Source organism: Streptomyces sp. NPDC029152 (assembly GCF_055564355.1).
In genome coordinates, this window is sequence record NZ_JBVHWR010000031.1 from 1 (window position 1) to 24236 (window position 24236).

General features: G+C 72.3%; 21 protein-coding genes and 4 pseudogenes. 12 read left to right on the forward strand and 13 right to left on the reverse strand.

Annotated features, from left to right (window positions below; genetic code table 11):
- On the reverse strand, window positions 1-205 hold a 205-nt coding region (locus ACZ4V6_RS34265), incomplete at its 3' end, for a carboxyl transferase domain-containing protein (protein WP_467834857.1).
- A gap of 116 nt (window positions 206-321) precedes the next feature.
- Window positions 322-519, reverse strand: a complete 198-nt coding sequence (locus ACZ4V6_RS34270) for an acyl-CoA carboxylase subunit epsilon (RefSeq protein ID WP_467834859.1) — start codon at window positions 517-519, stop codon at window positions 322-324.
- A gap of 334 nt (window positions 520-853) precedes the next feature.
- Here ACZ4V6_RS34270 and ACZ4V6_RS34275 point away from each other — a divergent pair, with 334 nt between their 5' ends.
- A complete protein-coding gene (locus tag ACZ4V6_RS34275) occupies window positions 854-2317 on the forward strand; it encodes a multicopper oxidase family protein (RefSeq protein WP_467834861.1) in 1464 nt (487 codons plus the stop codon).
- Between the two features lie 54 nt (window positions 2318-2371).
- Here ACZ4V6_RS34275 and ACZ4V6_RS34280 read toward each other — a convergent pair whose 3' ends face one another.
- Together ACZ4V6_RS34280 and ACZ4V6_RS34285 are read right to left on the reverse strand one after the other, a co-directional pair.
- The gene (locus tag ACZ4V6_RS34280; RefSeq protein ID WP_467834863.1) at window positions 2372-3601 is read right to left on the reverse strand and encodes a cytochrome P450 family protein; all 1230 of its coding nucleotides are present in this window, start codon (window positions 3599-3601) and stop codon (window positions 2372-2374) included.
- A gap of 119 nt (window positions 3602-3720) precedes the next feature.
- The gene (locus tag ACZ4V6_RS34285) at window positions 3721-4401 is read right to left on the reverse strand and encodes a ScbR family autoregulator-binding transcription factor (protein WP_467834864.1); all 681 of its coding nucleotides are present in this window, start codon (window positions 4399-4401) and stop codon (window positions 3721-3723) included.
- Window positions 4402-4785: 384 nt separating this feature from the next.
- Here ACZ4V6_RS34285 and ACZ4V6_RS34290 point away from each other — a divergent pair, with 384 nt between their 5' ends.
- On the forward strand, window positions 4786-6732 hold the full coding sequence (locus ACZ4V6_RS34290; RefSeq protein ID WP_467834866.1) for an acyl-CoA dehydrogenase family protein: 1947 nt from the start codon (window positions 4786-4788) through the stop codon (window positions 6730-6732).
- A gap of 141 nt (window positions 6733-6873) precedes the next feature.
- On the opposite strand, the gene ACZ4V6_RS34295 is transcribed toward ACZ4V6_RS34290, so the two are convergent.
- Genes ACZ4V6_RS34295 through ACZ4V6_RS34305 form a run of 3 tightly spaced genes read right to left on the reverse strand, consistent with a single transcriptional unit; the run spans window position 6874 to window position 9871 of the window.
- Complete coding sequence (locus ACZ4V6_RS34295; protein ID WP_467834867.1) at window positions 6874-7254, reverse strand: DUF6009 family protein; 381 nt, start codon at window positions 7252-7254, stop codon at window positions 6874-6876.
- Window positions 7251-8762 carry a DNA primase family protein gene (locus ACZ4V6_RS34300; RefSeq protein WP_467834869.1) on the reverse strand — a complete coding sequence of 504 codons (1512 nt, stop codon included), beginning with the start codon at window positions 8760-8762 and terminating at the stop codon, window positions 7251-7253. The genes ACZ4V6_RS34295 and ACZ4V6_RS34300 overlap by 4 nt, the downstream gene beginning before the upstream one ends.
- A complete protein-coding gene (locus ACZ4V6_RS34305; RefSeq protein ID WP_467834870.1) occupies window positions 8759-9871 on the reverse strand; it encodes a bifunctional DNA primase/polymerase in 1113 nt (370 codons plus the stop codon). The genes ACZ4V6_RS34300 and ACZ4V6_RS34305 overlap by 4 nt, the downstream gene beginning before the upstream one ends.
- 578 nt (window positions 9872-10449) lie before the next feature.
- Between ACZ4V6_RS34305 and ACZ4V6_RS34310 the strand changes: the two are divergent.
- The 3 genes and pseudogenes from ACZ4V6_RS34310 to ACZ4V6_RS34320 all read left to right on the forward strand — a co-directional run.
- Window positions 10450-10663, forward strand: a pseudogene (locus ACZ4V6_RS34310) (hypothetical protein); the annotation flags it as partial.
- Between the two features lie 195 nt (window positions 10664-10858).
- The gene (thrS, locus tag ACZ4V6_RS34315; protein ID WP_467834921.1) at window positions 10859-12085 is read left to right on the forward strand and encodes a threonine--tRNA ligase; all 1227 of its coding nucleotides are present in this window, start codon (window positions 10859-10861) and stop codon (window positions 12083-12085) included.
- A 76-nt stretch (window positions 12086-12161) separates the two neighbouring features.
- On the forward strand, window positions 12162-12398 hold the full coding sequence (locus tag ACZ4V6_RS34320; RefSeq protein WP_467834871.1) for a hypothetical protein: 237 nt from the start codon (window positions 12162-12164) through the stop codon (window positions 12396-12398).
- A 61-nt stretch (window positions 12399-12459) separates the two neighbouring features.
- Here the strand turns inward: ACZ4V6_RS34320 and ACZ4V6_RS34325 are convergent, their stop codons facing one another.
- The 3 genes from ACZ4V6_RS34325 to tap form a co-directional block, all read right to left on the reverse strand.
- A complete protein-coding gene (locus ACZ4V6_RS34325) occupies window positions 12460-12780 on the reverse strand; it encodes a hypothetical protein (RefSeq protein ID WP_467834872.1) in 321 nt (106 codons plus the stop codon).
- Window positions 12781-13078: 298 nt separating this feature from the next.
- Window positions 13079-13636, reverse strand: coding sequence for a telomere-protecting terminal protein Tpg (tpg, locus tag ACZ4V6_RS34330; protein ID WP_467834873.1), 558 nt, complete (start codon window positions 13634-13636; stop codon window positions 13079-13081).
- A gap of 48 nt (window positions 13637-13684) precedes the next feature.
- Window positions 13685-15814 carry a telomere-associated protein Tap gene (gene tap / locus ACZ4V6_RS34335; protein WP_467834875.1) on the reverse strand — a complete coding sequence of 710 codons (2130 nt, stop codon included), beginning with the start codon at window positions 15812-15814 and terminating at the stop codon, window positions 13685-13687.
- 271 nt (window positions 15815-16085) lie between these two features.
- On the opposite strand from tap, the pseudogene ACZ4V6_RS34340 reads away from it, so the two are divergent.
- The 7 genes and pseudogenes from ACZ4V6_RS34340 to ACZ4V6_RS34370 form a co-directional block, all read left to right on the forward strand.
- Window positions 16086-16289: pseudogene (locus ACZ4V6_RS34340) on the forward strand (hypothetical protein); the annotation flags it as partial.
- 572 nt (window positions 16290-16861) lie between these two features.
- Window positions 16862-17062, forward strand: coding sequence for a hypothetical protein (locus tag ACZ4V6_RS34345; protein WP_467834876.1), 201 nt, complete (start codon window positions 16862-16864; stop codon window positions 17060-17062).
- On the forward strand, window positions 17059-17706 hold the full coding sequence (locus ACZ4V6_RS34350; protein ID WP_467834877.1) for an RNA polymerase sigma factor: 648 nt from the start codon (window positions 17059-17061) through the stop codon (window positions 17704-17706). The genes ACZ4V6_RS34345 and ACZ4V6_RS34350 overlap by 4 nt, the downstream gene beginning before the upstream one ends.
- Window positions 17707-17710: 4 nt before the next feature.
- Entirely contained in the window at window positions 17711-18340 is a 630-nt protein-coding gene (locus tag ACZ4V6_RS34355; protein ID WP_467834879.1) for a hypothetical protein, read from the forward strand.
- Between the two features lie 553 nt (window positions 18341-18893).
- Window positions 18894-19934 carry a C40 family peptidase gene (locus ACZ4V6_RS34360; protein WP_467834881.1) on the forward strand — a complete coding sequence of 347 codons (1041 nt, stop codon included), beginning with the start codon at window positions 18894-18896 and terminating at the stop codon, window positions 19932-19934.
- A 206-nt stretch (window positions 19935-20140) separates the two neighbouring features.
- On the forward strand, window positions 20141-21505 hold the full coding sequence (locus ACZ4V6_RS34365) for an RICIN domain-containing protein (protein WP_467834883.1): 1365 nt from the start codon (window positions 20141-20143) through the stop codon (window positions 21503-21505).
- 365 nt (window positions 21506-21870) lie between these two features.
- Window positions 21871-22251 carry a hypothetical protein gene (locus ACZ4V6_RS34370; protein WP_467834885.1) on the forward strand — a complete coding sequence of 127 codons (381 nt, stop codon included), beginning with the start codon at window positions 21871-21873 and terminating at the stop codon, window positions 22249-22251.
- 76 nt (window positions 22252-22327) lie between these two features.
- On the opposite strand, the pseudogene ACZ4V6_RS34375 reads toward ACZ4V6_RS34370, so the two are convergent.
- From ACZ4V6_RS34375 to ACZ4V6_RS34385, 3 genes and pseudogenes are all read right to left on the reverse strand, one after another.
- Window positions 22328-22753 (reverse strand): annotated as a pseudogene (locus tag ACZ4V6_RS34375) (helix-turn-helix domain-containing protein); the annotation flags it as partial.
- A 178-nt stretch (window positions 22754-22931) separates the two neighbouring features.
- A pseudogene (locus tag ACZ4V6_RS34380) lies at window positions 22932-23345 on the reverse strand (transposase); the annotation flags it as partial.
- Between the two features lie 73 nt (window positions 23346-23418).
- Window positions 23419-24147, reverse strand: a complete 729-nt coding sequence (locus ACZ4V6_RS34385; RefSeq protein WP_467834886.1) for a dienelactone hydrolase family protein — start codon at window positions 24145-24147, stop codon at window positions 23419-23421.
- Between the last annotated feature and the right edge of the window lie 89 nt (window positions 24148-24236).

Here is a 24236-nt window from a genome sequence, read left to right on the forward strand (position 1 = left end):
GCTCGACCTCCCGGAACGAGCCCGGATCCACCAGCAGCTCGATCCGCTCACGCGCCGTCAGCTTGCCCTTGGCGTGCTGCGCCGCCGTCGCCTTCCCGCCCGGCCCGGCCAGCGCCTCCGCCCGCACCATCCCCAGCTCGGCCACACGCTCGCGCGTGGTCGCCGGCTCCGCGGAGACCCGAGGATTGTCATTGATGACCGTCACTGGACAACTCCCTCCTCGCGGTGCGGCCGACGCTGTCCCTTCAACGGGCAACAAACCGGTATGACGGTTTGTTAGTGGCGCGCACACGAATGTACCAGGGCAAGAACTCCCCGGATCTACTGCCAGTTGTAGGGAGAGCGGTACGCCTCGAGGGCCCGCTCAGGACTCCACGACGGGAACTCGGGCGCCTGCCCGGAGTCGGTGTCCGGGCCCTGCGCGGCCAGCAGAGAGACCAGCACGACGGTGACCGCGGCCAGCTCCTCCGGCGTGGCCCGGCCCCGTTCCACTCGAAGTACGGCGTCCGTGCTGCTCATCCGGCCGGCTCCCCCCTCGTCGAAACTCCCCGCAACCGTCGGCCACCCCGCTCAAGAGCCGCTTTCGGCCCGGTCGAGAAACGTCGGCCGGCCACTGCACCCCGGCCGGGCGGTCCCGCACCGGTCCGGCGCGGGACCGCCCGGCCGGAAAAACCCGGTGACCTGCGCCGACGCGCGAGAACCACAGCCGGGCGGGGGAGGGCGGCCGGGCCGGCCCGCGCCTCGGCGAGCGGACCTCCTCCCTCCACCCAGCGCTGTTCGAGAGGCCCGTGCTGAAGTCGGCACCGCCGCGCGCCCCCGCCCGCCCCGACGCGGCCCGCCGCCAAGGAGGACCATGCCCACCCGTCGTTCGGTACTGACCACCGGCCTCACCGCGGCGGGTTCGGCCGCCTTCACCGCGGCCGCCCTCACACCGCTGCTGCGCGGCGAGGACCGGCCCGCCACCCGGGCCGTCGCCGCCGTCGCGCCCGCCGTGGAGAAGTTCCGCCTCCCCCTGCCCGTGCCGAGGACGCTCGTCCCCCACTCCACGGCCGGCGGCGTCGACCGCTACCGGATCACGATGCGGCCCGCACGCGCGCAGATCCTGCCGGGAGTCAGGACGGACGTCCTGACGTACGACGGCGCCTTCCCCGGCCCCGTCATCCGGGCCCGCTCCGGCCGCCCGGTCTCCGTCGTGCAGGACAACGCCCTCACCATGCCCACCTCCGTGCACCTGCACGGCGCCTCGGTGGCCGAGCAGGACGACGGTTCACCGATGGACACCATCGCGCCGGGGGGCCGGCGCGTGTACACCTATCCCAACCGGCAGCCGCACGCCTCCCTGTGGTTCCACGACCACGCGCACCACATGGAGGCCGAGCACGTCTACCGGGGCCTGGCCGGCACCTATCTGATCACCGACGACGTCGAGCAGGCGCTGCCGCTGCCCGAGGGGCCGTACGACGTCCCCCTCGCCATCCGCGACGCCCGCTTCGACGACAGCGGCCAGCTGGTGTACGTCATGGGCGACTTCTCCAACCGCACCACGCTGCTGGCCAACGGCCGGGCCTACCCGTACTTCGAGGTCGCCGCCCGCAAGTACCGGCTGCGCCTGCTGAACTCCTCCAACCTGCGCCCCCTGCGGCTGCGCCTGGCCGACGGCGGGGAGATCGTCCAGATCGGCTCCGACGGCGGTCTGCTGCCGAAGCCGCACGTCACCGACGCCGTGACCCTTTCCCCCGGTGAGCGCGCCGACGTCGTCGTCGACTTCTCCCGCTACCCCGTGGGCACGGGGCTGGTGCTGCAGAACACCCTCCTCAGCGGCGGGCCGGCCGACCGGCTCGGCGAGGTGCTGCGCTTCGACGTGGTGCGCACGGCCACCGACACCAGCGAGATCCCCTCCGTGCTGCGCACCCTGCCGCCGCTGCCCGCCCCCACCGCCGAGCGGACGGTGGTGCTGAGCATGGACGAGACCGGCGCCCCCGACGCGAAGGCGTACATCAACGGCAAGGTCTACGACCACGAGCGCGTCGACGACTTCGTGCGCCACGGCGCCAGCGAGGTGTGGACGGTCACCAACGCCGGCAAGCTGGTGCCGCACAACCTGCACCTGCACCTGGTGCAGTTCCGGGTGCTGGAGCGCAACGGGCTGCCGCCGGGGCCCGCCGAGTCGGGCCTGAAGGACACCGTGATGGTGATGCCGGGCGAGACGGTGAGGATCCAGGCGACGTTCGACACCTATCGCGGGACCTACCTCTACCACTGCCATCTGATCGACCACGCCGCGATGGGCATGATGGCCCGGTTCCGGGTCTCCTGACGGCGGCGGCGAGCGGCGGGGCACCGGGGTGCGAGCCGCTCGCCGCGGCGGACGTCAGGAGCCGAGCAGGACCGGCAGCGAGCGGTACCCGTGGAGCATGAAGGTGGGCATCGGCCGGAGGTCGGCCGGCTCACAGGCCAGGGTCAGGTCCGGGAACCGCCCGAAGAGTTCGGCGAAGGCGACGCCGGCCTCGATCTCGGCGAGCGGGGCCCCGAGGCACCGGTGCGTGCCGTGGCCGAAGCCGAGGTGGCCGCCGCGCCGCTTTCGCAGCAGGTCGAAGCGGGCGGCGTCCGGCCCGTGCCGCTCCGGCTCCAGGCCCCCTCCGTGGAACGCGACGATGATGGCGTCGCCCTGCTTGATCAGCACGCCGTCCAGGTCGATGTCCTCGACGGCGTACCGCAGGGGCGCGAACGCCGGGGGCGTGTGCACGCGCATGGTCTCGTCGATGACGTCGCTCCAGCCGGCACGGCCGGCGCGTACGTGCTCCAGCTGCTCGGGGTCGGTCAGCAGCGCGGCGACGGCGTTGGTGATCAGGACGGAGGTGGTGTCCTGGCCCGCGGCGATCATCATGAAGAGGGTGCCGAGCAGTTCGTCCTCGGAGAGGCGGTCCTCCTCGTCGCGCGCCTCGATCAGCGAGGTGGTCAGGTCGTCGCCGGGCTCCTCGCGCTTGGTCCTGACCAGCTCGGCGAGCAGCTCGTAGGCGCGCATGCGCGCGGCGTCCACCTCCTCGGCGGTGAGGGTGCTGCAGAAGACCGTGTGCAGGGCGGCGCTCAGTTCGTCCGTGGCGGCGCCCCGGGGCACTCCGTACAGCTCGCAGATGACCCGCAGCGGCAGCAGGTCGGCGTAGGAGGCGCGCAGGTCGACCGGGGTCCCGGCCGGCACGCGGGCGAGGTCGTCGAGGAGTTCCGTCGCGATCCGCGCGACCTTGGGCCGCTGGTTCTGCGACCGCCGTGCGGTGAAGGCCCCGGCGATCAGCCGGCGCAGCCGGGCGTGGTCCTCCCCGTAGGAGAAGAGCATGTTCTCGTTGGCCGCCCACGGGTACAGCGGCCATTCCTGGGTTATCTCGCCGGAGATGAACGCGGGCCAGTGCTTGCGGGCGTCACGCGAGACCCGGGGGTCCGTGAGCAGCCGCTCGACGTGCTCCTGCGCCACCACCGCCCAGGCGGGGACTCCGCCCGGCAGTTGCACCTGCACCGCGGGCCCCTGGCCCCGCAGCATCGTCGCCTCCGCGGCGAGGTCTCGCCCCGCCACGTCCAGGGCGTAAGGACAGGCTGTCGTTGTCATCGGCACTTCCCCCCATTGGGTCTTGCCCAGTGTGTGTTTCGACGTGTCCGTACGCGCCCGGCCCGCGCCGCGGTCGTCCCGGTCGGCCGGGGTCTGCCCGGCGGGGGCCTCGGCCTTCGTCAGTCGGCGAGCAGTGCTTCGGCCTCCTGACGCAGTTTCATGGCCTGCTCGTACACGCGGGCGCCGCGGTCCGGCGCCATGTCGAGCCGGATGAGCACGGCCGGTACCGCGATGCTCGACATCAGATGCTGCTCGACGGAGGCCACGCGTTCCGCGAGGTCGGCGTGGCCCGTCATGATCTTCGACAGGATCTGGGTCCCGGTGAAGGCCGCCACGAACACCCGCGCGGCGTCCTGGACGTCGACGTGGGGCAGGACCTCGCCGTTCGCCTTGGCCCGGGCCAGCAGCGCGATGTTGTGCTCGATCCAGCCCGCCATCGGGACCTTCCGGTCCAGGCCGTCCTGCGGGGACCCCTGCTCGACGGTGAGCCTGATGCTGCCGCGCACCAGGGGGTCGCCCAGCAGGAGCATGTGGGAGAGCAGGAAGGTGGCGTCCAGGCCCTCCTGGAGGGCCAGTTCCTGCGGGGCCGGCTGCGGCATGGAGCCGAGCTGGTCGGCCAGCACCTCCTGGGCCAGCTCCTCCTTGGAGGAGAAGTGGAAGTACAGCGCTCCCTTGGTGACGTTGGCCCGCTGGTGGATCTCCGAGATCGTCGCCGCCTCGTACCCGACCTCGGCGAAGACCGCGGCGGCGGCGACCAGGATCGAGTGGCGTGTCCTGATCGCGCGTTCTTGCAACGCCACGGCCCACCTCCGCTTACAGCAAGAGCACTCAAAAGAAACCGGCAGGTTCGTATCCTCCCACCGACTCCAGGGAGGATCAAGCGGCCCGCGAGATGCCCGGAATACGGCGATGAGGCCCGCTTCTCCAGGCTCTGACCGGCCAAAGAAACCCTGCGGACGGTTTCTGTTCACTCCGGCCCTCCCCTATGACGGCCGCATATACCGGACCCCTTCCCGCCTGAATCGGGCATTCCGCTATCGGGACGAGGGAGAATCAGTGGAGAACTTGTATCAGCCCGGTCACTCTTTGCTCACTGATGACTTGTAAGAAAACCGGTAGGTCCGTATCTTCTTGCCCCACCGCACAGCCACTTCTTCTGGATCTGCGACTACGGGGAGAGGGCCATGGTCCTTCTGACAGTCCAGCCCGAGAAACACCTCACAGCGTCAACCGGCAGGATCGTCCTCCCGGAGCAGCGCAGTTCGGACGACCCCCGCCTGATCGGGGGACTGACGCCGGACCACTTCGCACCACCCGCCCCCACCCCCGCCCAGGAGCTGGCCCGCCTGCTCTTCGACCAGGGGGGCGAGCGCCACCGCGTCCACGCCCCCTGGCGCCGGCTCATCGCCAACGAAACGTTCCGTCACCGGGGGGAGCTGACGCCCGCCGAGCAGGTGACCCGGTCCTACGAACGCCTCCGCCTGGTCAACGACACCGTGGGCGACGCCGAGCGGCTGGCGAGCGATCCGCACCTGCTGGCCGGCCTGCACGAGTGGGCCGCGATCGTGGACGGCGGCGGGGGCCTGTGCACGGTCGCGAGCATCCACTACAACCTGTTCCTGGGCAGCCTCCTGGACCACGGCGACGACGGCCGGCGCGACCTGACGCCGTTCACGTCCCTGCAGCGCACCGGAACGTTTCTGTGCACCGAGCTGGAACACGGCAACGACAGCTTCGCGCTGCAGACCACCGCCGAGTTCGACCCGGACACGGGGGAGTTCGTCCTGCACACCCCGCACCCCGGCGCCCAGAAGTTCATGCCCAACACCAGCACCACGGGCGGGCCGAAGTCCGCCGTGGTCGCCGCCCGCCTCGTCGCCGACGGCCGGGACCAGGGCGTCTTCCTCTTCCTCACCCCGCTCAGCGACGAGCACGGACTGCTGCCGGGCGTCAGGGTGCGCCGGCTGCCCGTCCGCCCCGGCGCGCCCGTCGACCACTGCCTGACCGCCTTCGACCGGGTGCGCCTGCCCCGGGAGGCCCTGCTGGAGGCGGAGCACGGCCGGCTCGACGACAGCGGCGCCCTCACCAGCACCCTGGGCAACCACCGCAAGCGGTTCCTGCGCTCGATCGGACGGGTCACCGTGGGAAAGCTGTGCATGAGCGCCGCGGCGGTCGGCGCCTCCCGGGCGGCGCTGTCCGTCGCCGTCCGCTACGGCGAGCACCGCCACGTCAGCGGCCCGCGGGCGGGCGACCGCGTCCCCGTCAACTCCTACCGCACCCACCACGGCAGGCTGCTGAAGGCGCTGTCCACGGCGTACGGCATGACGTTCCTGCACCGGGAGGTCACCGCCCGCTGGGCCCGGCACGCCGAGGCCGACCGGGCGGACGCGGAGCGCCAGGTGGCCGTCGCCAAGGGCTGGATCACCTGGCAGGCCCGCGCCATCGCGGCCGAGTGCCGCGAACGGTGCGGCGCGCAGGGCCTGTTCGCGGTCAACGGCCTGGCCGGCTTCCCCGACTACATCGAGGGGACGATCACCGCCGAGGGGGACAACCTGGTGATCTGGGCGAAGGCGGCCGCCGAGCTGGTCTTCCACGGGGAGACCGGCGGCCGGGACGCACCGCCCGCCCCGGCCGGGCACGCCGACCGGCTGGACGACATCCGCTTCCTGCGCCACCTGCTGGCCCGCGCGGAGTCCGTGTGGCAGGCCCGGGCCCGCGCGTCGCTGCGCCAGGGCCCCTCCAAAGACCCGATCGGCCGCTGGAACAACGCCTCCTCGGCCGCCCTGGAGATGGTGTCGGTGCACGCCGCGGTGCGCGCGGCCGACGCCTACCTCGACGCGGTGGACCAGGCCGCGCAGACCGGGGCCCGCGACCTGCTGGAGGGCCTGTGCCGGCTGTTCCTGCTCACCCAGCTCGGCCCGCACACCGGTGACCTGCTCGCGGACGGCCACATGAGCATCGAGCAGGTCCACGCCCTGCCCTTCGCCCTGGACAAGGCGGTGGCCGGCCTCGCACCGCACATGATGACGCTGGTCGACGCCTTCGACCTGCCGGAGGCGTACCTGGCCGGGGTGCCCATCGCCAACAGCGGCAGCGTCCCCCTCGCCGACTACGCGGGCATCGCCGACTAGGGCCGACCGTCCGGACCGGGCCGGCCGGGGGCGACCGCGCCCCCGGCCGGCCCGCGACGCAGGTGAGGCAGGTGCGGCCCGGACGACGGGCCCGGTGCGCACGGGCCCGGCCGGGCGGTCACGGCGCGTCGGCCCGCCGGTTCACTGGTACGACCGCACCGGGCGCGGTTCGCCCTCCGAGCGCCCGGTCTTGCGCCCCTTGCTGCCGGGCGCCAGCGTGCGCGGATCGACGGCCTCGGCCGGCGCGCCCGAGGCGTACAGGCCGTCGGGCGCCGTGTCCCGGTCGTGCGGCAGCAGCCAGAACACCCGCCGGCGGAAGGTCCCCGAGGAACGGGACGGCTTGGCCTCGGGGCCCAGCAGTGCGTAGCCGACCATACGGCCGTCGCGGTGGTAGGCCGGCCTGCCCCGGCGGGTCGGCAGCCGGTCCAGGCTCTGGCGGACGTAGTCCAGCCGGCCGACGTCCTCGAGCCAGACGAAGCCGACCTCGTGGGCGATCTCGTCCTCGGCGATGAGGGCGCTCATGCTGTCTCCTCGTCGGCGGTCAGTCCGATGCCCGGGTAGTACTTGCGCTGGTTGGACAGGATCATCTCCTTGGGAGACGCCAGCCCCAGCATCTCGCGGACCCGCGACGCGAAGGACCGGGACGAGACGGCCGGGGCCCCCTCATTCTGGCACCACGCCTTGTACGCCGCATACAGACCGGCCTGTTCCGCCCTCAGCCCCGGATCCAGCCGGCAGGACTCGCCGAGGAAGCGTCCTATGTGGTCCTCGGTCTCCGCGTACGCCGTGGTGGCGATGCGCACCCGTTCCGGCCCCAGGAGGTCCTTCTCCCCGCTCAGGTAGCGCCGTGCCCCCGCGATGAGCCAGTTGAGGATGCCGGGCCCCTCCTCGGTGACGAGGATGTCCGCCAGGTTGTCCACCTTGCGGTGGTCGGGCACGACCCGCTCGAACGGGATCAGCCGCATCCGCCGCCAGAAGGCGAAGCCGCCCGTGCCCACCTCGGGCCGGTGGTTGCCCAGCAGCCACAGCTTGTGGGTGGGCTGGAAGCCGAAGAAGTCCTGCCGCATCCGCCGCGCCTTGATCCGGTCCCCGCCGGTCAGCAGTTTCACCCGCGCCTCGTCGAACCGGTCCCCGGGCTTGACCTCGCTGCACACGATGACCCGGCGCCCGTGCAGCTCGGCCAGGTCGGTGGGGTGGCCCTCGTAGGGGCGGGCCATCAGGAACCCGGGCGGCGCGGCGTCCGCGTAGTCGCCGACGAGCTTCATCACCACGTCCAGCAGCACCGACTTGCCGTTCTTGCCGGAGCCGAACAGGAACGGCATCACCTGCGCGCCGACGTCCCCGGTGATGGAGTAGCCGAGCAGCAGGTGCAGGAAGTCGATCATCTCCGCGCCCGCCGGTCCCTCGCCGAAGGTGTCGGTGAGGAAGCGGTCCCAGCGGGGCGTGGGCGACGGCTCGGGGGTGGCCGTGGTGGAACGGGAGTGGAAGTCCTTGCTCTGGTCGGGCGCCCGCATCCGCCCGGTGCGCAGGTCGACGATCCCGCCGGGCGTGCACAGCGCGTACGGGTCGGCGTCCAGCAGCGCCGCGTTGAGCACCATGGCGGGCGCCGACTTGGCCTGGGCGAGCATCGCGTTCAGCCCGCTGGTGCTCAGCGCCCGGCGCCGGTGCTGCTGGAGCGCGTCCGTGCTGTGCAGTCCGCGCGGGTCGGTGGTGGCGAGGGCCTCGGCCAGGTCACCCGCGGCCCACAGGACGGTGTCGTCCTCGTCGATCTGCCAGCGGGTGCTGTCCCAGCGGAACCAGCCCAGGCCCGGCACGTACCGGTAGTCGTCGGCGTAGAGCTTGACGAACAGTTTGGCGTTGCCCCGGTCGCTGAGGGTGTCGGGCAGCAGCCCGTCGGCGGTGGCCGTGCCGCCCGCGCCGGACGGGCCCCGGTCCTCGTCCGCGGGGCGGGACGTGGGCAGGTTCTGGGCCAGGATCTGCACGGCGACGGCGCGCGGGTCGAAGAGGGCGTTGTCATGGCCTCGGGTCACGAGCGGCCTCCCAGGGACAGCGGGCGGCTGCGTCCCGCGCTCAGCCCGCCGCGGATGACGGCGCCGTAGCGCCGCTGCTGGCCCGGCCGGGCCTGCGCGGCCGCCTCCCGCAGCGCCCGCTCCGCCTCCTGCTCGGTCAGCAGCCCGGCGGCGAGGAGCCCGCCGGCGGTGTAGGCGGCCCGGTTGAGTTTCTCGGTGAACGCCGCTCCCTCGGGTACGGCGGCGCACGCGGCGACCTCGGCCAGCAGTCCGGCCAGGACCCGGCCCGCGGCTCCGAGTCCGCCCCCGGCGGCCAGCACGGCCTGCCGGGCCCGCGGGGGGACCGGCCGGGGCGCGGGCACGTGGACGGGCGGCAGGTGACCGGTGCGCTCCAGTTCCCGGGCGAGCCAGGCCGGCAGCGGCGCGGACTCCCGCACCTCGCTCACCGCCTCGTACGCCCCCGCCTCGGTCACGGTGCCGGGGGCGACGACATAGCCGCCGTGCGCCCGTACGTCGACCTGCCAGGCCAGCGCGCGCCCGCCGCTGGAACCGGAGGAACACTGCCACCGGTGCCCGCTCACGGCCCGGTACCAGACGTGCAGGCCGCCGGAGGGCGTGCGCACCCGCAGGGTCGACTCGTCCTCGGCGGGCGAGGCGGCGCCCCGCAGGACGGCGAGCACCGCCAGGGTGTGGAAGCCGTTGGCGAGCCCGGTCAGGTCCACCGTGTCGGCGATGTCGATGCCGGGCAGCAGCCGGTCGCGCGCGGGCAGCCGGCGTGCGTGGGCGTCGATGTCGATGACGACCAGCCCGGCCGGGCCGCACGCGATCCCGACACCGAACTCCGGGTGGGCGCCCCACCACCGCTCGATCCGGGCGAAGTCCAGGGTGGCGGCACGGAATCCGTGGCACCAGCGTCCCAGGGCGGGACAGCGACACCCCCGGTAGGTGTGCCCGGGTTCACGGCAGGCCGCGCAGTTGGCCACGGGCGTCTTGCGTCCTGGGGCGAGCGGGTGGACCGGCCACCCGCGCCCGGCACACCAGCGTGCGACGGCCAGGGACTGCGTGACGCCGGCGGTGACAGCACCGGCCGGCGGTGAGTCGCTGCGTAAAGCCCGCAGCTCATCGGCCATGTATTCCCCCGTCAGCGACCGAAGCGACTCAACGACGGACACAGACTAGCGAAGCAGCAGTGACGAAAGGGCAACTCTGTGCGAATAACCGGTTCTCCGGCCGGTTCCACGTCCCGGAGGCGATGAGCGACCGAAGCACCCCCGCAGCGACCGGGGCGGCTTTCGGTCGCTGCCTCGAACGCTCGGTGAAACCGCAGGTCAGAACCCTGCGGCAGTCCAGACAGCGACTGAAGCGACTCAAGGTCCCTATATATGAAGCCCACACGCGCGCACGCGCCCGCACACACGCGCACACGCGAATGTCCTGATATACCGGGCCTAGAGTCGCTTCAGTCGCTGTCACCCCGTCAAAAAGCCCCTGAGCTGGCCTTTTGCCCGAGCGACCGAGCAGCGACCGACCCTTTCCGGGTAGCTGCCCGTCAGTCGCCCGCACCCGTAGGACCTCTCGAGCGGATCTCGAGGCGGCGGATCTTGAGGCGGCCGAGTACCCGGCCGAGCAGTTGAGCACCGCCGATCCGTCGTGCCTCGAGGAGTACGGCGAGTGGGACGGCGCGCGGGCCTGGACGACGGGCGACGGGCCGGACCTGAGGGGCCGCGAGAAGGCCGGGCCCGCCGAGATCGACACCGCTCTGCTCACGGGATCCTGGCGGCGTCCGGTGTTGTCCGCGCCTGTTGTCCGCGCCGCACCTGGAGCCTGGCACGGTGGACTGGAAGGCGTACGCGTTCTGCGTCCTGGAGCAGATGCACCGGATGCCGAGTCGGCGGGAGGTGTTCGCGAAGAATTCCTCACGAGGAATGACCGTGTGGACATCGCTGCGTCTTGCTAACGTCTGCGACATGAAGCGCGCCGCTATGACGACGACGCCGGAGAGTGTCCCGGCGCGCTGAGAGATGATCTGATCCGAAGCCCCGGGGCAAGTGCCCCGGGGCTTCGTCGTAGGCCCGGTCACTTGCCCCGCAACCAGCAGGGAGACCGCGATGACCACCGTGCACGACCACCGCAGGCTCGGCCGCGAACTGGGCCTGTTCGACACCGATCCGCTGATCGGCGCCGGCCTGCCGTACTGGCTGCCCGACGGCGCGGCCGTGAGGCACACCCTGGAGGAGTACATCCGTGCCGCCGAGCGGCGGGCGGGCTACCAGCACGTGTACTCACCCGTCCTCGGCAAGCGAGAGCTGTACGAGATCTCGGGACACTGGGCGCACTACAGCGACGACATGTTCCCCCCGATGGACCTCGGCGCAGAGCAGGTCGTCCTGCGGCCGAGCCTGTGCCCCCATCACGCGGTGATCTACCGCTCCCGCTCGCACAGCTACCGCGAACTACCCCTGCGGATGGCAGAACTGGGCGGCATGTACCGCTCCGAACTCTCGGGCGTGCTCGGCGGGTTGACCCGGGTGCGGGCCATCCAGCTCAATGACGCGCACATCTTCTGCACCCTGGACCAGGTCGCCGAGGAGGCGCAGGCGGCCCTGGAGATGATCCGCCAGGCGTACGAGGCGCTCGGCATCACCCCCACCCGGTACCGGCTCTCCCTCCCAGGGCCCGGTGGCAAGTACGTTGCCGCACCCGAGAAGTGGCAGCGCTCCACCGCACTGCTGACCGACGTCCTCGACCGCTCCGGCCTGCCCTACCGGGCGGCCGAGGGAGAGGCCGCGTTCTACGGCCCCAAGATCGACGTCCAGGTCACCGACAGCGCCGGCCGGGAGACCACCCTGTCCACCGTCCAGGTCGACTTCCACCAGCCCGAGCAGTTCGACCTGCACTACATCGGCGCGGACGGCGCCAAACACCGTCCGGTCATGGTCCACCGCAGCATCATCGGCAGCGTGGAACGAGCCGTCGCCCATCTCATCGAACAGCACGGCGGTGCCTTCCCCGCCTGGCTCGCCCCCACTCAGCTGGTGATCCTCCCGATCTCCGACACCGAACTGCCGAACGCCGCAGCCCTCGCCCGACGCTGCACCCGTCTGGGACTGCGCGCCCAGATCGCAGGACCGGACCGCGGCAGCCTGGGCGCCCGGATCCGAGAGGCCCGCCTGGTTCCCTACCAAGCCGTCATCGGCGCCAAGGAGGCCGCTGACGACCACGTCGCACTGCGCTTGCGTGACGGACGCCGACTCGACCCACAGCCGGTCAGTGACGCACTCACCCACATCAGCGCTCTCATCGAGGCCCACAGCACCGGCCTGTGGGCCGACGCCACCTCATAGCAGGCGTGCGCGATCAGCGTCCGCCGTCACCTGGGGCGAGGAGACTGGTGATCTCCGCGAGGCGCCGGGCCAGGGCTTGAAGCAGCGGCGGACGTTCTCCGGCTTCTTGCGTCTCGACCTGGCCACGGGCGCGGGGATCGGTCAGGTGGTGGGGGCCTGCGCCTGGCCGGGGATGGGGCTCGAAGGCCGTGCCCTGCTCGACGGCGTGATCCGAGCGATGTCGTCTCGCGGAGCCCACGAGCTCCGCGAGATCATCGAAGAGCTCGACGCCTTCACGGGCTCATCCGATCCGGCGGCAGACCGCCGAAGATGAAGAACAAGGTCAGGGGCTGTGCCAGAACTGTGCGCGAGGCCGTGACAGACGCTTCAACCGGTCACAGACCGGCGACGTCCCCGGCCCTCTTTCGTACGGAGTCGAGCGCGCGCACTACGGCGTTGTGCTGCCTCGCGCGCGCCGCCCGGTCCGTCGGCACCAGCCGCGCGGCGGCCTGTACGGCGTAGGCGTCCGGGTCGCCGAAGGCATCCCGCGGGTGCTCCCCCGTATCCGCGCAGTGGGTCGTGACCTCCTTGACCGCCTGGAGCACGACTGCCCGGTCCACGCCCGGCTGCATGGACAGCCGCACCTGGAAACGCGCCATCCACTTCTCGCGGTCCTTCTCCCTCGCCGCGTCCGTCCTCTGGTCCTTCTTCGTCACGTGCTCTCCCGGGTGATCGCCAGCCGTCCTTCATGGAGTGGGACGCCGGGTCATCGGGGTGGGTTGCGGAAGCGAGGAGCTGACGAGCCTGAAGTGACTGCCCAGGAGCCGCCCTACGGGACAGCGCTCCACCGACGACCGGTCCACCGATGCAGAACGTCACAGATCACGGGTTCGGGTACGGCTTCCAGCCTCGCGTGCCCTCTCGGGAAGTCCTGGTGACAACAGTCTGCCTCGGTGACAACCATCGTGCTTCGGCTCGGCCCCGCAGCGGCCCTGGAGCGGCCCCTGACCTGGTTCAGTAGCCGAGATCCAGGTAGTCGATGTCGTTGATGGCGACGTCCGAGAGGTCCGCGGCGCGCGCGCCGCCGTCCTGGAAGTACACCTCCCTGAACCCTTCGGCGATGATCCCGCGCAGCTGCCGGTCGCCGGCGCCCCCCTCGCGGGCCTCGAACAGGCGGCGGGCGTACTCCGGGGGGAGGTGCACGGTCAGCCGCCGGAACCGTCCGTCGTCGGTCGTGCCGACCGGCGCGGTGTAGCCGAACCGGGCCCTCGTCTCCACCGTGATCCCGCCGGTGGTGGCGGCCTGCCGGCGCCGGCGCCGGCGCACCTGCGGCTGCCACCGCCGCCGCACCGCCTCGTCGATCCGCGCGGCGATGTCGGCGCGGGCGTGCTTGCGGGCGCCGCGCCGGTAGCGGTTCACGGAACCGGCGGTGATGCCGAGCTCCTGCGCCACGGCCCTCGCGCTGCCCAGCTGCCTGATCAGGTAACCGATCTGCCCCTTCAGCGTCTTCGGCGGTTCCCGGGTGAAGGCTTCCCGGTCGGCCCGCTCGATGGCGTCCTCGATCTCTCCCACGGTTTCGGCTCCCTTCGGGGCACGGGGTCGTGGCCGCTGGGCGCGGCCCTACTCGCCTTCGTCGAGGACGGCGTCCCCGCCCTTGATGTGGCGGGCCGGGTTGAGGCCCTTCTCCATCAGGTCGACCGCCCACAGCATCGACTGGACGCCCTCCGGCTTCGCCAGGCCCGGGGTGGGGCCGAGCCGGAACCCCCCGGGCTGGGGCTTGCCGGAGGCCGCGTACGGCAGGAAGGCGAGCGGGCTGTCGCCGGGGCTCGGGTAGACGACGCAGTCGGACAGCACGGCGAGCGGGTACCGGCCCGTCATCTTCGCCATGTTGGCGAGCTTGCGGTGCATGTTGACCCGGGCCTTGCTGATGACGGCGGCGCGGATGTCGGGGCGCCAGGTCGGGCGTTCCAGGGCCGGCCACCGGTCCCCGTCCTTGTAGTTCCTGCCCTGGGGGCGCTCCCTGAGCTTGCCGATGCCGCCCTTCACGGTCGCCTTGACGGCGGCCAGCACGGCGTTCATGGCCGGGTCGGCCTGCTTGTGCCGCTCCATCGCGGCGAGGAACTCCGCGTCGGACAGGTCCCGGGTGACGCCGAGGTCGGCGAGGGTGTCGACGTAGGCGGTCTTGAGCCGCTCGTGCCACGGATCCAGGTAGGCGCCGGTCTCGCGGCGCAGGTACGCCTCGATCGGGTGCACGTCGTACCCGAGCTCCTGGGCGTAGGCGACGGTGTGCGTCTGGTACCAGGCCGGGCCGGTGGGGCGGGTGCCGTCCGGGGTGAACGGGCTGGGCAGGCGCGGGTCCAGCTCGATGCGGGAGAGGTCGACCAGCCAGCAGCCGGGGATCTTCGGGTTGAACCGCGGGGCGTGGAAGTGGTCGGGGGCGGACAGGCCGACCACCAGGCGGGCCGCGGCCGCGAGGAACGCCGTGTTCAGGTCCAGGCCGACCGCGTACGGCAGCATGCACTCCTCGTCGGTGAGCGAGTCCACCGGCCGCACCCACTGGTACGCCTCTTCGTCGAGGAAGCCGCCGCTCCAGCCGGAGTTCACGACCACGGGGTGTTCCGGGGTGGCCTCCGGCGGCGCCGGGTCCATCGGCTCCGTGCCCAGCGAGCCCGGGTTGTGGGCGGACACCCAGTTCCCGCTCTCCTCGTCGCGCTCCGGCCTCGTGGGCGGCCGCAGCGCGGTCATCAGCTCCAGCCCCGAGACCGCCGTCGAGCCGCGCGGGGTGATGACCCGCCGGGCGTAGACGCCGAGAACGCGGGCGATCTCGGCCGGTTCCATCCCGCTCACGCCCGGCCAGGACCGCTCGTCGAGGGCGTCCCACGACAGGACCGCCAGCTGCACGCACTGCCGCTCGCGCCCCTGGGCCTTGCGGTAGATCCGCGCCCACGGGCCGAACCCGCGCCGGGTGAGCCGCCACTTCGCCTTCGTCACCTGCCTGACCACCGGGTGGTCCTCCGGCAGCCGCAGGGAGCGGCGCTGCTCGTGGCCCTCCAGGCGTTCGGGCAGCCCGAGCTTCACGGCGGCCGCGGCGGTGAGCACGATCAGCGGGTCGGAGTCCTTGCCGTGGCGGTGGAGCTTCGGCGCACCGAGGCCGGACTCGCGCAACGTCCACTCCACCAGCTCCGGGACGGTGGTCGCCGGGCAGTCGAGCACGATCCCGTCGACGCCGTACGCGCAGCCGTCACCGTCCAGCACCGCGAGCGGGCCGTGCGGGAACCGCGGATCGGCCGCGGGCCGCGCCGTCTTCCCCGCCGCCGGGCGCCGTGACACCGCAGGGCGCGCGGCGGGCCGCTCGGGCGCGGTCGCTGCGGCGGGGGGCCTCGCGGGCGCGGTGGTCCCCGTTCCGGGCACGGTGGCGGACGCGGCGGGTCCGGTGGACGTCACCGGCTGCGGCGCGACGGCCGGGGCCGGTGACGCGGCGGAGGCGGCGGGGGAGCCGTGCACGGGGTACTTCGCGGCCCAGCCCTTCAGCAGCCGCTGGTACGCCTCCAGCCGGGGCGGGCGAGGCTCGGAACGCCCGTTCTCCCAGTTCTTCACGCTCTGCGTCGTCGTCCTCAGCGCGCTCGCGAGACGGGCCTGGGTGATGCCGGCGGCCTCGCGCAGGCGGGCACGCTCCGCCGGGGGCGGAAGCTGCGGCTCCTCCTCCAGCAGCGCGTCGATGTTCGCGAACAGCTCTTCCTCGGATGCCATGCAGGGCTCCCTTCTGCCCGGACCCTAGCATTCTTAACCCGTTCATTTAACCCTTTCATGTAACCCAAAACAATTAAGTGACCTGTGTGTTCTCGAACTGTCGGCCAGATGCGGTCGATGCGGTCGGGGCAAGGGTGCGGGACACCCCGGACCCTGCGGAAAACCGCAGGGTCCGGGGTGGGGGGAACCGCACGAGTTCGCCGGTTGTCCGCATGCCGGCACCGAGCTGGGATTTCTAGCGTGGTCCCGGATCGCCGCACCGGCCCGCGGCGTGAGCCTCGCACCTGGAGACTTCGAGAGGGGCCACATCACCCTCGCGCTGCCGCAGGAGCCCGCGGACGGCATCGCGGGATGGGCGGCCGACCTGGTGGACGCCATGGGCGCGCCCGGCGCCGGCCTCGCCGTCGTCCTGGAGAACCTCTTCCCGCCGCTGCCGAGCGAGATCATCCTGCCGCTGACCGGCTTCGCCGCCGGGCCGTACGTCGAGGGCCGCGGGGTCCGGGGTCACGAACGCCGGCTTCAGGACCGCCCCGGGCGCCCCGGGTCCGCCGGTGAGGACGGCCCCGATGGCGTCGACGGGCACGTGCGGACGCAGATTCGTGCCGCCCGGCCCCGGCCCGTCGCCGCCCCCGACCGAGACGACGGTGCGGACGATGCCCGCCGGGACACGTCCCGCCCGCTGTCGTACGGGCGCAGCGACCGTCTTGTTCAGCTCCGGAAACGTTCTGCTCGTGTGATACCCGTCACATGTTCGAAGGTTCGATCACCTGTCCGGAACGGTGGGGATGGCTGGCTCCGTGCGGCGCGAGGCGTGCGTTCCCGCAGCTCACGCATGGTGTCTGAGCGGTAACTTACTGCTGTGGTCTATGCCTGTGCGTGGTGAAGTGATCACAGGTCGTAAAAAATTGGTCGGGAAGGGTGTGCGCGTTTGACCCCTCTCATCGGAAATCCTGCAGCCGAGGGCCCAGAGCGGTGTCCTCCGCAGCGTCATCTCCCCGTCGCGGAAACGGAGTTGACGCCGTGTTGGCAGGAGAGGACCAGGTCCCGATGACCGTGAACGATCTGCTCGCGCTGCTGGCGGCCGCCACCGCCGTGCGCGTCTTCCTCCCCGACGTCGTCGCGGGACTGCGCCGGATGCTGCGCGCCGGCGCCCGGGTCGGCGTCGCCGAGCTGCTGAGCTCCCAGCCGGCGCGCACCGGGGCCACCGAGACCCTCACCGCAGCCCCCGTCCGGGACGAGGAGGCATGACGATGGCCGTCCCCGAGGACAGCAACGTCCCCGACGCCCTCCCCGCCCAGCCCCGGGAGCTGAACTCCCTGCAGGGCGTCCACTACGAGATGCCGTCCGACCTGGACGCCTTCTACCGCATGTACGCCCGGCCGCAGCTGCGCTACGCCGCCACCGTGCTGGGCGACATGAAGGCCGCCCAGCAGGTCGTGCGCCGCCTCTACAGTCACCTCGCCCTCAACTGGGCCGTCGTCCTGCTCGAGGACGGCGGGCCGGAGGCCTACGCCTGGCGCCTGCTGAAGATGCGCGTCGAGCTCCACCTGCGCATGAACCTCGGCCCCGCCGCCGACGGACGCAGCACCGCTCCCGCCGGAACCGCGCGGACCACCGCCGTCCACGACGCCGTACGTGCCACGCTGGAACGCATGCGCACGCAGCTGGCGGCCATAGAGTCCCCCCTCGGTCTCTACACCGCCATCGCCACCCTGCCGGAACGCCAGTTCGACGTGATCATCCTCCAATACGTCCTGGGCTACTCCTGCAAACAGGCCGCCAACACCATGGGCATCACCCCGGCCACCGCCCGCACCCACCGCCGCCTGGCCCGCAAGCGCATCGCCGCCAAACTCGGCATAGACCTGGGTGACGACGAGGAGAAGGAGTAACACCGTGCCACGCAGCATCGACGACTACCTCGACCAGACCGCCCTCGCGGACACGGTCACCGACGCCGACCTCGGCACCCTGCAGCAGGAGATCGTCCGCGACGTCACCGCCACCCTCATGTTCGGCGCCCGCCCCGCCCCCGAGGGCTACTACCCCACCGCCCTCGGCGAGGCGCAGTCGGCCCTGACAGCCCTCTCCAGCGAACTCATCCGCCGCACCGACGCCGCCGGACACCTCGCCCGCATCGTCGACGTCCCCTACGACGCCGACGGCGCCCTGTACTTCGGCTGCCTGCTCAACCTCGCCCAGGAACCCGACAGCGCCCTGTGGTGGTGGCAGTTCGCCGCCGGCGCCGACAACGCCACCGCCGCCTACTGCCTCCACCTCCACCACCTGCTGCGCGGCGAACTGCGCGACGCCGACCACTGGGCCCACCAGGCCCTCCACCTCGACGACGAGATCCATCTCGCCCCCACCCACCCCTGGTCCGCCCGCCGCCTGCCGCACCCCACCCTGGCCCTGCGCGAAGCCGTCGAACGCCTCAGGGTCGAAGAGGAACTGGCCGGCGCCCCCTTCCACCACCCCGACCACCGCCTCGCCGACCAGCTCGAGGAACTCACCGGCGCCTGCTGACGAAAAGGAGTGCCTGTGCGCACGTCGAGCGTGTGAAGCCCGACCTGCGGGGGCGAACGACTGACGGGGAGCCACACGTCGCGCACCGACAGGGTCGGGCCCCCGGGCAGCGCCATCGGGAGCGCTCGCTTCCGGTGCGGTGAGCCGTCCGGGTGCGACACGGACCCGCGAACGGGTGGAGCCGGAGGCGGAACGGGCCCGGGCCCGGCTGCCGGGCTGCTCGTCGCGTTCGTGGAGACCGGGCGCGAGGAGACGCGGCTGACCCGGATGCGTTTCGGCGTCTGGCGTCGTTCCGGGTAGGCCGGTCGGTGGCAAGAGCGTGCCGGGTGCGGTCGGCGGTGGGCAACGCATGACGGCGTCTGGGACAGTCCTGAGTCGTCCATGCAGGTCAGCGCCGGTTCCCAGGGGCGGGACGCCGTCCTTTCGGCAGGGTGCCGCAGGGCGTGGACGGGCCGGGACTGTCCCGGACGCCCGAAGATCTGGCGGGACACCGACGCGACGAAACAGCCTCCTTTCCGGGCCGTGAGATCCCGGCCCGCAAAAGGAGGTTGTGATGACACAGCAGACCCTGCTCCCGCCTCAGCGACGGACCACCGGGAAGCAGACCGCCAAGGAGCAGATCACCGGGAAGCAGACCGCCGGGAAGCAGACGCCGAAGAAGGGGACCCGGCCCGCACCGGCGTCGCACCGCAGGCCGCGCACCCCGAGCCGGGCCAGGAGAAAGACCCGCCTCGTCGTGTCAGGCGTGGCGGGGCTGGCCGTGGGGTTCGTGCTGTCGTTGCTGGCGGGCGTGCTGCTGGCCGTGCACGGTCCGTCCAGTCCACCGGCGGCCGAGGGGCCGTCGGTCACGCTCCGGCCCGGGACACCGGCCGCGCCCGAACCCGCCCCGAAGAAGCCCGCCGAGAAGGGCCCGGAAGAGGCCGGGCCCGTCGAGGCCGAGAAGGTCGCACTGCGGCCCGGCGACACGCTCTGGGGACTGGCCCGCACACACGGCACGAGCGTGAAGGTGCTGCAACGGCTCAATGGCCTGGGCTCGTCGACGCTGATCTACGCCGGGCAGACCCTGGTCGTGCCCGCCACACCGGGCTCCGCCGGCCCGGCGCGGCCGCCGGCGGCCACGTCCACTGCGGACGGGCAGCCGAGGGTGGCGTCCGCGGACAGGCCCGCGAGGCCCGCCAAGCCTGCGAAGCCCGGCAAGGCCGGCAAGCCCGGCAAGCCCGGCAAGGTCGGCAAGCGGGTCCAGCCGGCGCCGAGTGCCGTCATCGCCTACGCCCGCGCGCAGCTCGGCAAGCCCTACGTCTGGGGCGGCACCGGCCCGAGCGGATTCGACTGCTCCGGCCTGGTGATGCGGGCGTGGGAGGCGGCCGGGGTGAAGCTGCCGCGCACCACCTGGAGCCAGATCCGCGCCGGCCGTGCCACCACCCGCGACCGCCTGGTGCCCGGTGACCTCGTCCTGTCCTACGGAGGCGGCCACGTCGGGCTGTACATCGGCGACGGACAGATCATCCACGCCCCCAAACCCGGCACCACCGTCACCATCGCCCCCCTGCCCGACCCCGGCGTCGTCACCGCCTACCGCCACATACACCCCTGAACGATGCGAAACGCAGCGCGGGTGACACGACCTCCAGCGGCTGCGGCACCCCATCCGCACAGCCGGCCGAGCGATGACGGAGAACAGCCCTCATGAACAGATCAATGACGTTTAAGCTCCCCTGGTACACACGGGACAAGGGAGCGGTGATGGGACGGGGGCCGGATCCGGCGGCGGCGCACAGCCCTGCGCAATTCATGGAGTCCATGCGGCAGTTACGCCGCTGGGCGGACCTGAGCTACCGGCAGCTGGAGCGCAACGCCACCGACGTCGGCGACGTCCTGCCGCGCGCGACCATCTCCGCCGCCCTCGCCCGTGACGACCTTCCCCGCGAGGAACTCCTGGCCGCCTACGTGCGGGCCTGCGGCGGTGACGACGACGCGGTGTCCGCCTGGCTGGAGGCCCGCCGACGCCTGGCCACGTTCGGCACCACGGCACCACCGCCCGACTCCGGGAACGCCGCGCAGAGCACTGTCCTCCAGGGGGACGACGACGTCCGGCAGGAAACACCGCGGGGCGAGAGGGAAGGCACGGACGAGGAGCCGAGCCCGACCGGCGCACCAGACCCCGGCCCGACCGGAGCCTCGGCCACCGGCCCCGTCGGCGAACCGGGCTCTGCCCCCTCCGAAGAACCGCCTACCAGCCCCCAGGAAGCCGCCGACGACAAGGAAGCCCCGGCCACTGACGCGGCCACCGACCCGGCCGGCGAACCAGGCGGCCCCGTCCCGGCCGGGACACCGGCCACGGGCCCGGCCGACGACGGCCCCGCCGCCCCGCACGCCCAGTCGAACTGGCAACGGCACGGCCCGATGGTCGCGATCGCTGCCTGCACCGTCGCCGGAATACTGACCCTGGCCCTGTGGCCGGACGACAACGACTCCAGCGACCACCGCACGGACAGCGCGCCCACGAGCACCCCGCCCCCCAGCACCGCGCCCTTCAGCACCGCGCCCAGCGACAGCCCCGAGTCGAAGCAGCCCGGTTCCTCGCCCGCGCCGAGCCGTTCGGCCACCGCCGATCCCGTAGCCGCCCCTGAGATCTCGCCTGTCGAGCACGAGGAGACGGCCCCCGCCTCCAGCCGCCCCACCGCCACCCCCAGCCCCCGGCGGACGGGCGGCTCCGCCCGGCTCCCGGCCGCCGGATGGACCAGCATCCACCCCGCCTCCGCTCCCTCCCGGTGTCTGACCGAGGGCCGCGAACGCAACGGCCGTACCGACCGCGAGATCGCCGTCCAGCTCTCCTGCGCCGACGCCTCCCTGCCCCGCGTCTACCTCGAGGACCTGGGCGCACAGACCTACCGCATCCAGTGGCACCACCCCGCACACGGCACCGGCTGCCTGGCCGTCGACGACGCTTCCACCGTCTCCGGCGCCCTGCTCTCCCCCCGTGACTGCGCGGACGGCGACAGCCAGAGGTTCCGCCTGGAAGCCACCGGCAACGGCTTCCGGCTCCGGCCCCTCCACAGCGGCCTGTGCATCGGATTCCTCCCCCCGGTCACCGAAGGCGCCGAGGCGATGCAGACCGCATGCGCCGACACCTCCAGCCAGGTGTTCACCTTCACCGCGAGCTGAAGTGCCCGGGCTCGCGGATACGGGGAGACGGAGCAGCAGCCCCCGGGGTTCCAGGACATGCGGGCCCGGGGGCGAGACAACCGGGACCGGCGGCCCTGCTGGTGCTGTGACCACCTGGGTTCACCGAGTCGCCCGTTGCGCTGGTTGACGACTTTGACCAGCAGGGGAGGCGAGACGGCTCCACCGGTCGGGGCCCGGACACCGACGGACTTCGCCCACGTACCCCCGGAGGAGATGACGGTGGAGCAACAACAGGAGCTTGCCGCGCGGTACGACGGTGGACCGTACCGGGAGAACGACCAGGCGCAACGTGATGGCCGCGACTTCGCCCCTCACCTGGACCGGGCAAGGAACGCGATCCGCTGATGCAGTCCTCGAAACCCCCGCACACCGGCGGCGGGCAGAAGACCGGACACTCCCGTCACCCGGCGGACGACCGCCCGCACCACCCCGACGACGACCGCCGGCTGCTCCGCGTGGTCCTCGCCGTACCGGTGGTGCTGTTGACCCTGGCGGCGGCCTTCTTCCTCTGGCTGGCGATCATCACCCGTCCGGACGGCGACTGGGACCAAGCCACGTACGGCGGGATCGAGCTCGCCTGCGCCTTGGCCCTCGTTCCGGCAGGCGCGGTGGGAGCGCTGTGGCTGGCGCCCCCGGTGCGGCGGGTGATGCGGTGGCCGTGGGCGGCACCGGCTGTGCTGCTCGCGGTGGCGGCGGTGGTGCGGTGGGCGTCCAGCGGGGCATGAGCGCCCGGCCGGTGGCGCGGTCACCTCGGACGCTGTGACGTCCTTCGTCCAGGGGGGAAGCGGCACGGAAGGGTCCGGCCGGGCGCGTCTGCGGCAACGCCTCGCCGAGCCGTGACAGCACGATCGCGGGCACGTCCCAGAGGCCGACGACGATCCGCATCATCGTGGGACCGACCTGATCCTCCCGCAGGATCCGCCGCGGCGCCGGAACCCCGCCCGGGGCGAAGAGGTGATCACGCTCGCTCTGGTTGAGACGCAGAGCCCGGGCGAGCGCGAAGAGCATCCGCTCCGGCGGCGCCGGACCTCGCTGCTGCGCGATTCGGCTGTAGTAGTCGGCCGACATCCCGGCCAGCGCTGCCACCTCCTCGCGCCGCAGCCCGCCGGTGCGGCGCCGCTGCCCGCGGGGAAGCCCGGCATCCTCCGGCTGCAACGCCGCACGACGCGCTCGGAGGGAATCCGCCAGCAACGCCCGGTCCGTCGTCCGACCTCCTCTGTTCGACAGGAGAATCCTGACGCGAACCGGAAACCGGATGAAGGCCGGTTCCAACCGCGGACAAGTTGTCCCTGGCTGATGCCGCATCAGGCAACGTTCGCCCTGCTGACCACCGAGCGCAGGCGCTCGTCCTGGGCGCGCTTGTTCCGCCGGATGACGTAGCGGCGGAACACGTCGCCCCGCTTCCTGTCTTCACGCGTCGGAAGGAGGCGCCCTCCTCGCGGAGCAGGACCCGCAGGCCCTCGTGGCTGATGTCGTCGATCACCCCCTCGGCGACCGGGAAGTCGACCGGCCCGGACTTGGCGATCTTCTTGACCTCCCGGCGTCCGGGCAGCGTGAAGGTCCTCGGCAGGCCGCCCTTGTACTTCGGGTGGAACGCGTCGAAGCCGTCGGTGTCGAAGCTGTGGACCACGTCTCGGACTCGGCCCGCGCTGGTGAACGTCACCTCGGCGATCCCCGCCGCGCTCATGCCCTGGGCTGACAGCAGCACCGACCGCGCCCGCCGCCAGGTCACCACAGGCCCGGTGCCCCTGCGGACGATCCGCAGCAGTCGCCTGCCCTCGTCGTCATCGGCCTCCCGTACCCGCGCCCGCTCGGCCATGCCGGACAGTCCGGACCGAACGCGCCGGCCGGGAACGGGTTCCGGGCCGGCGCGCCGAGTACGGGATCTCGTCTCAGCTCAGGTGCCGGGCGAAGAACCGCAGCGAGCCGTCCACTTCGAACGGCGGCACATCCCCGTGTCTGCCGGGGTTGGCGTGCAGCGTCTTCTCAGTCGAGGCCAGGGCGTCGAACAACGCCAGACCCTGGTCCCGCGGCACCATCTGATCGTCCCACTGGACCAGGAACTGCACCGGCGCGGTGATGCGCCCGGCGTCTTCGGCCAGTCCGTGCGCGCCGAGCAGGCCCAGTACTGCCGCGCGGATCCGGGGTTCTGCGGCGATGAGCGGGATACCGAGCCCGCAGCCCATCGACATGCCGCAGTAGCCCACCGGGCCGACGCCGACCCGGTCGAGGCGCTGGACCGCGTTCAGGACCGCTTGCCAGTCCGCGACGGCCTGAGGGGCCAGATAGCTGTGCATGCCGGCGACAAGCGTGCCCGGATTCTCACCGGCAGCCATGCCGGCCCGCATCTCGGCCGCGATCCGGCCGAACTCCTCGTCCCGGGGCCGGTCTCCGTGGTTGGGCGCGTCGATCGCGACGACCGCGAAACCCCCGGCGGCGTAGCGGCGCGCGCGGGAGACGGTACCGGGGGCCGTCTTGTGCTGCCCGCCGCCGTGGCCCAGCAGAATCAGGGGACGAGTACCGCGGGCGTCTTCCGGCGTCCACAGCACGCCGGGAATCCCGTCGAGGGTGAAGGACTGTTCGGTGACGCCGTCCGACGACGTCGGGGAGCTGAAGCGCATCAGCGTTTCAAGCCTTTCGTGATGCCTTGTGCGGGCGCTCCCTAGGCCATGCAAAGGAGGGAGTCCCGACTGGTCACAGCGTTGATCGG

Coding starts and splice junctions, on each gene's coding strand:
- tap (WP_467834875.1), bottom strand. CDS start 15,814: ATGGCATCCGAGGAAGAGCTGTTCGCGAACATCGACGCGCTGCTGGAG.
- ACZ4V6_RS34305 (WP_467834870.1), bottom strand. CDS start 9,871: ATGGCCGATGAGCTGCGGGCTTTACGCAGCGACTCACCGCCGGCCGGT.
- ACZ4V6_RS34350 (WP_467834877.1), top strand. CDS start 17,059: ATGACGATGGCCGTCCCCGAGGACAGCAACGTCCCCGACGCCCTCCCC.
- ACZ4V6_RS34385 (WP_467834886.1), bottom strand. CDS start 24,147: ATGCGCTTCAGCTCCCCGACGTCGTCGGACGGCGTCACCGAACAGTCC.
- ACZ4V6_RS34370 (WP_467834885.1), top strand. CDS start 21,871: ATGCAGTCCTCGAAACCCCCGCACACCGGCGGCGGGCAGAAGACCGGA.
- ACZ4V6_RS34360 (WP_467834881.1), top strand. CDS start 18,894: ATGACACAGCAGACCCTGCTCCCGCCTCAGCGACGGACCACCGGGAAG.
- ACZ4V6_RS34270 (WP_467834859.1), bottom strand. CDS start 519: ATGAGCAGCACGGACGCCGTACTTCGAGTGGAACGGGGCCGGGCCACG.
- ACZ4V6_RS34290 (WP_467834866.1), top strand. CDS start 4,786: ATGGTCCTTCTGACAGTCCAGCCCGAGAAACACCTCACAGCGTCAACC.
- ACZ4V6_RS34345 (WP_467834876.1), top strand. CDS start 16,862: ATGACCGTGAACGATCTGCTCGCGCTGCTGGCGGCCGCCACCGCCGTG.
- ACZ4V6_RS34365 (WP_467834883.1), top strand. CDS start 20,141: ATGCGGCAGTTACGCCGCTGGGCGGACCTGAGCTACCGGCAGCTGGAG.
- ACZ4V6_RS34280 (WP_467834863.1), bottom strand. CDS start 3,601: ATGACAACGACAGCCTGTCCTTACGCCCTGGACGTGGCGGGGCGAGAC.
- ACZ4V6_RS34275 (WP_467834861.1), top strand. CDS start 854: ATGCCCACCCGTCGTTCGGTACTGACCACCGGCCTCACCGCGGCGGGT.
- ACZ4V6_RS34295 (WP_467834867.1), bottom strand. CDS start 7,254: ATGAGCGCCCTCATCGCCGAGGACGAGATCGCCCACGAGGTCGGCTTC.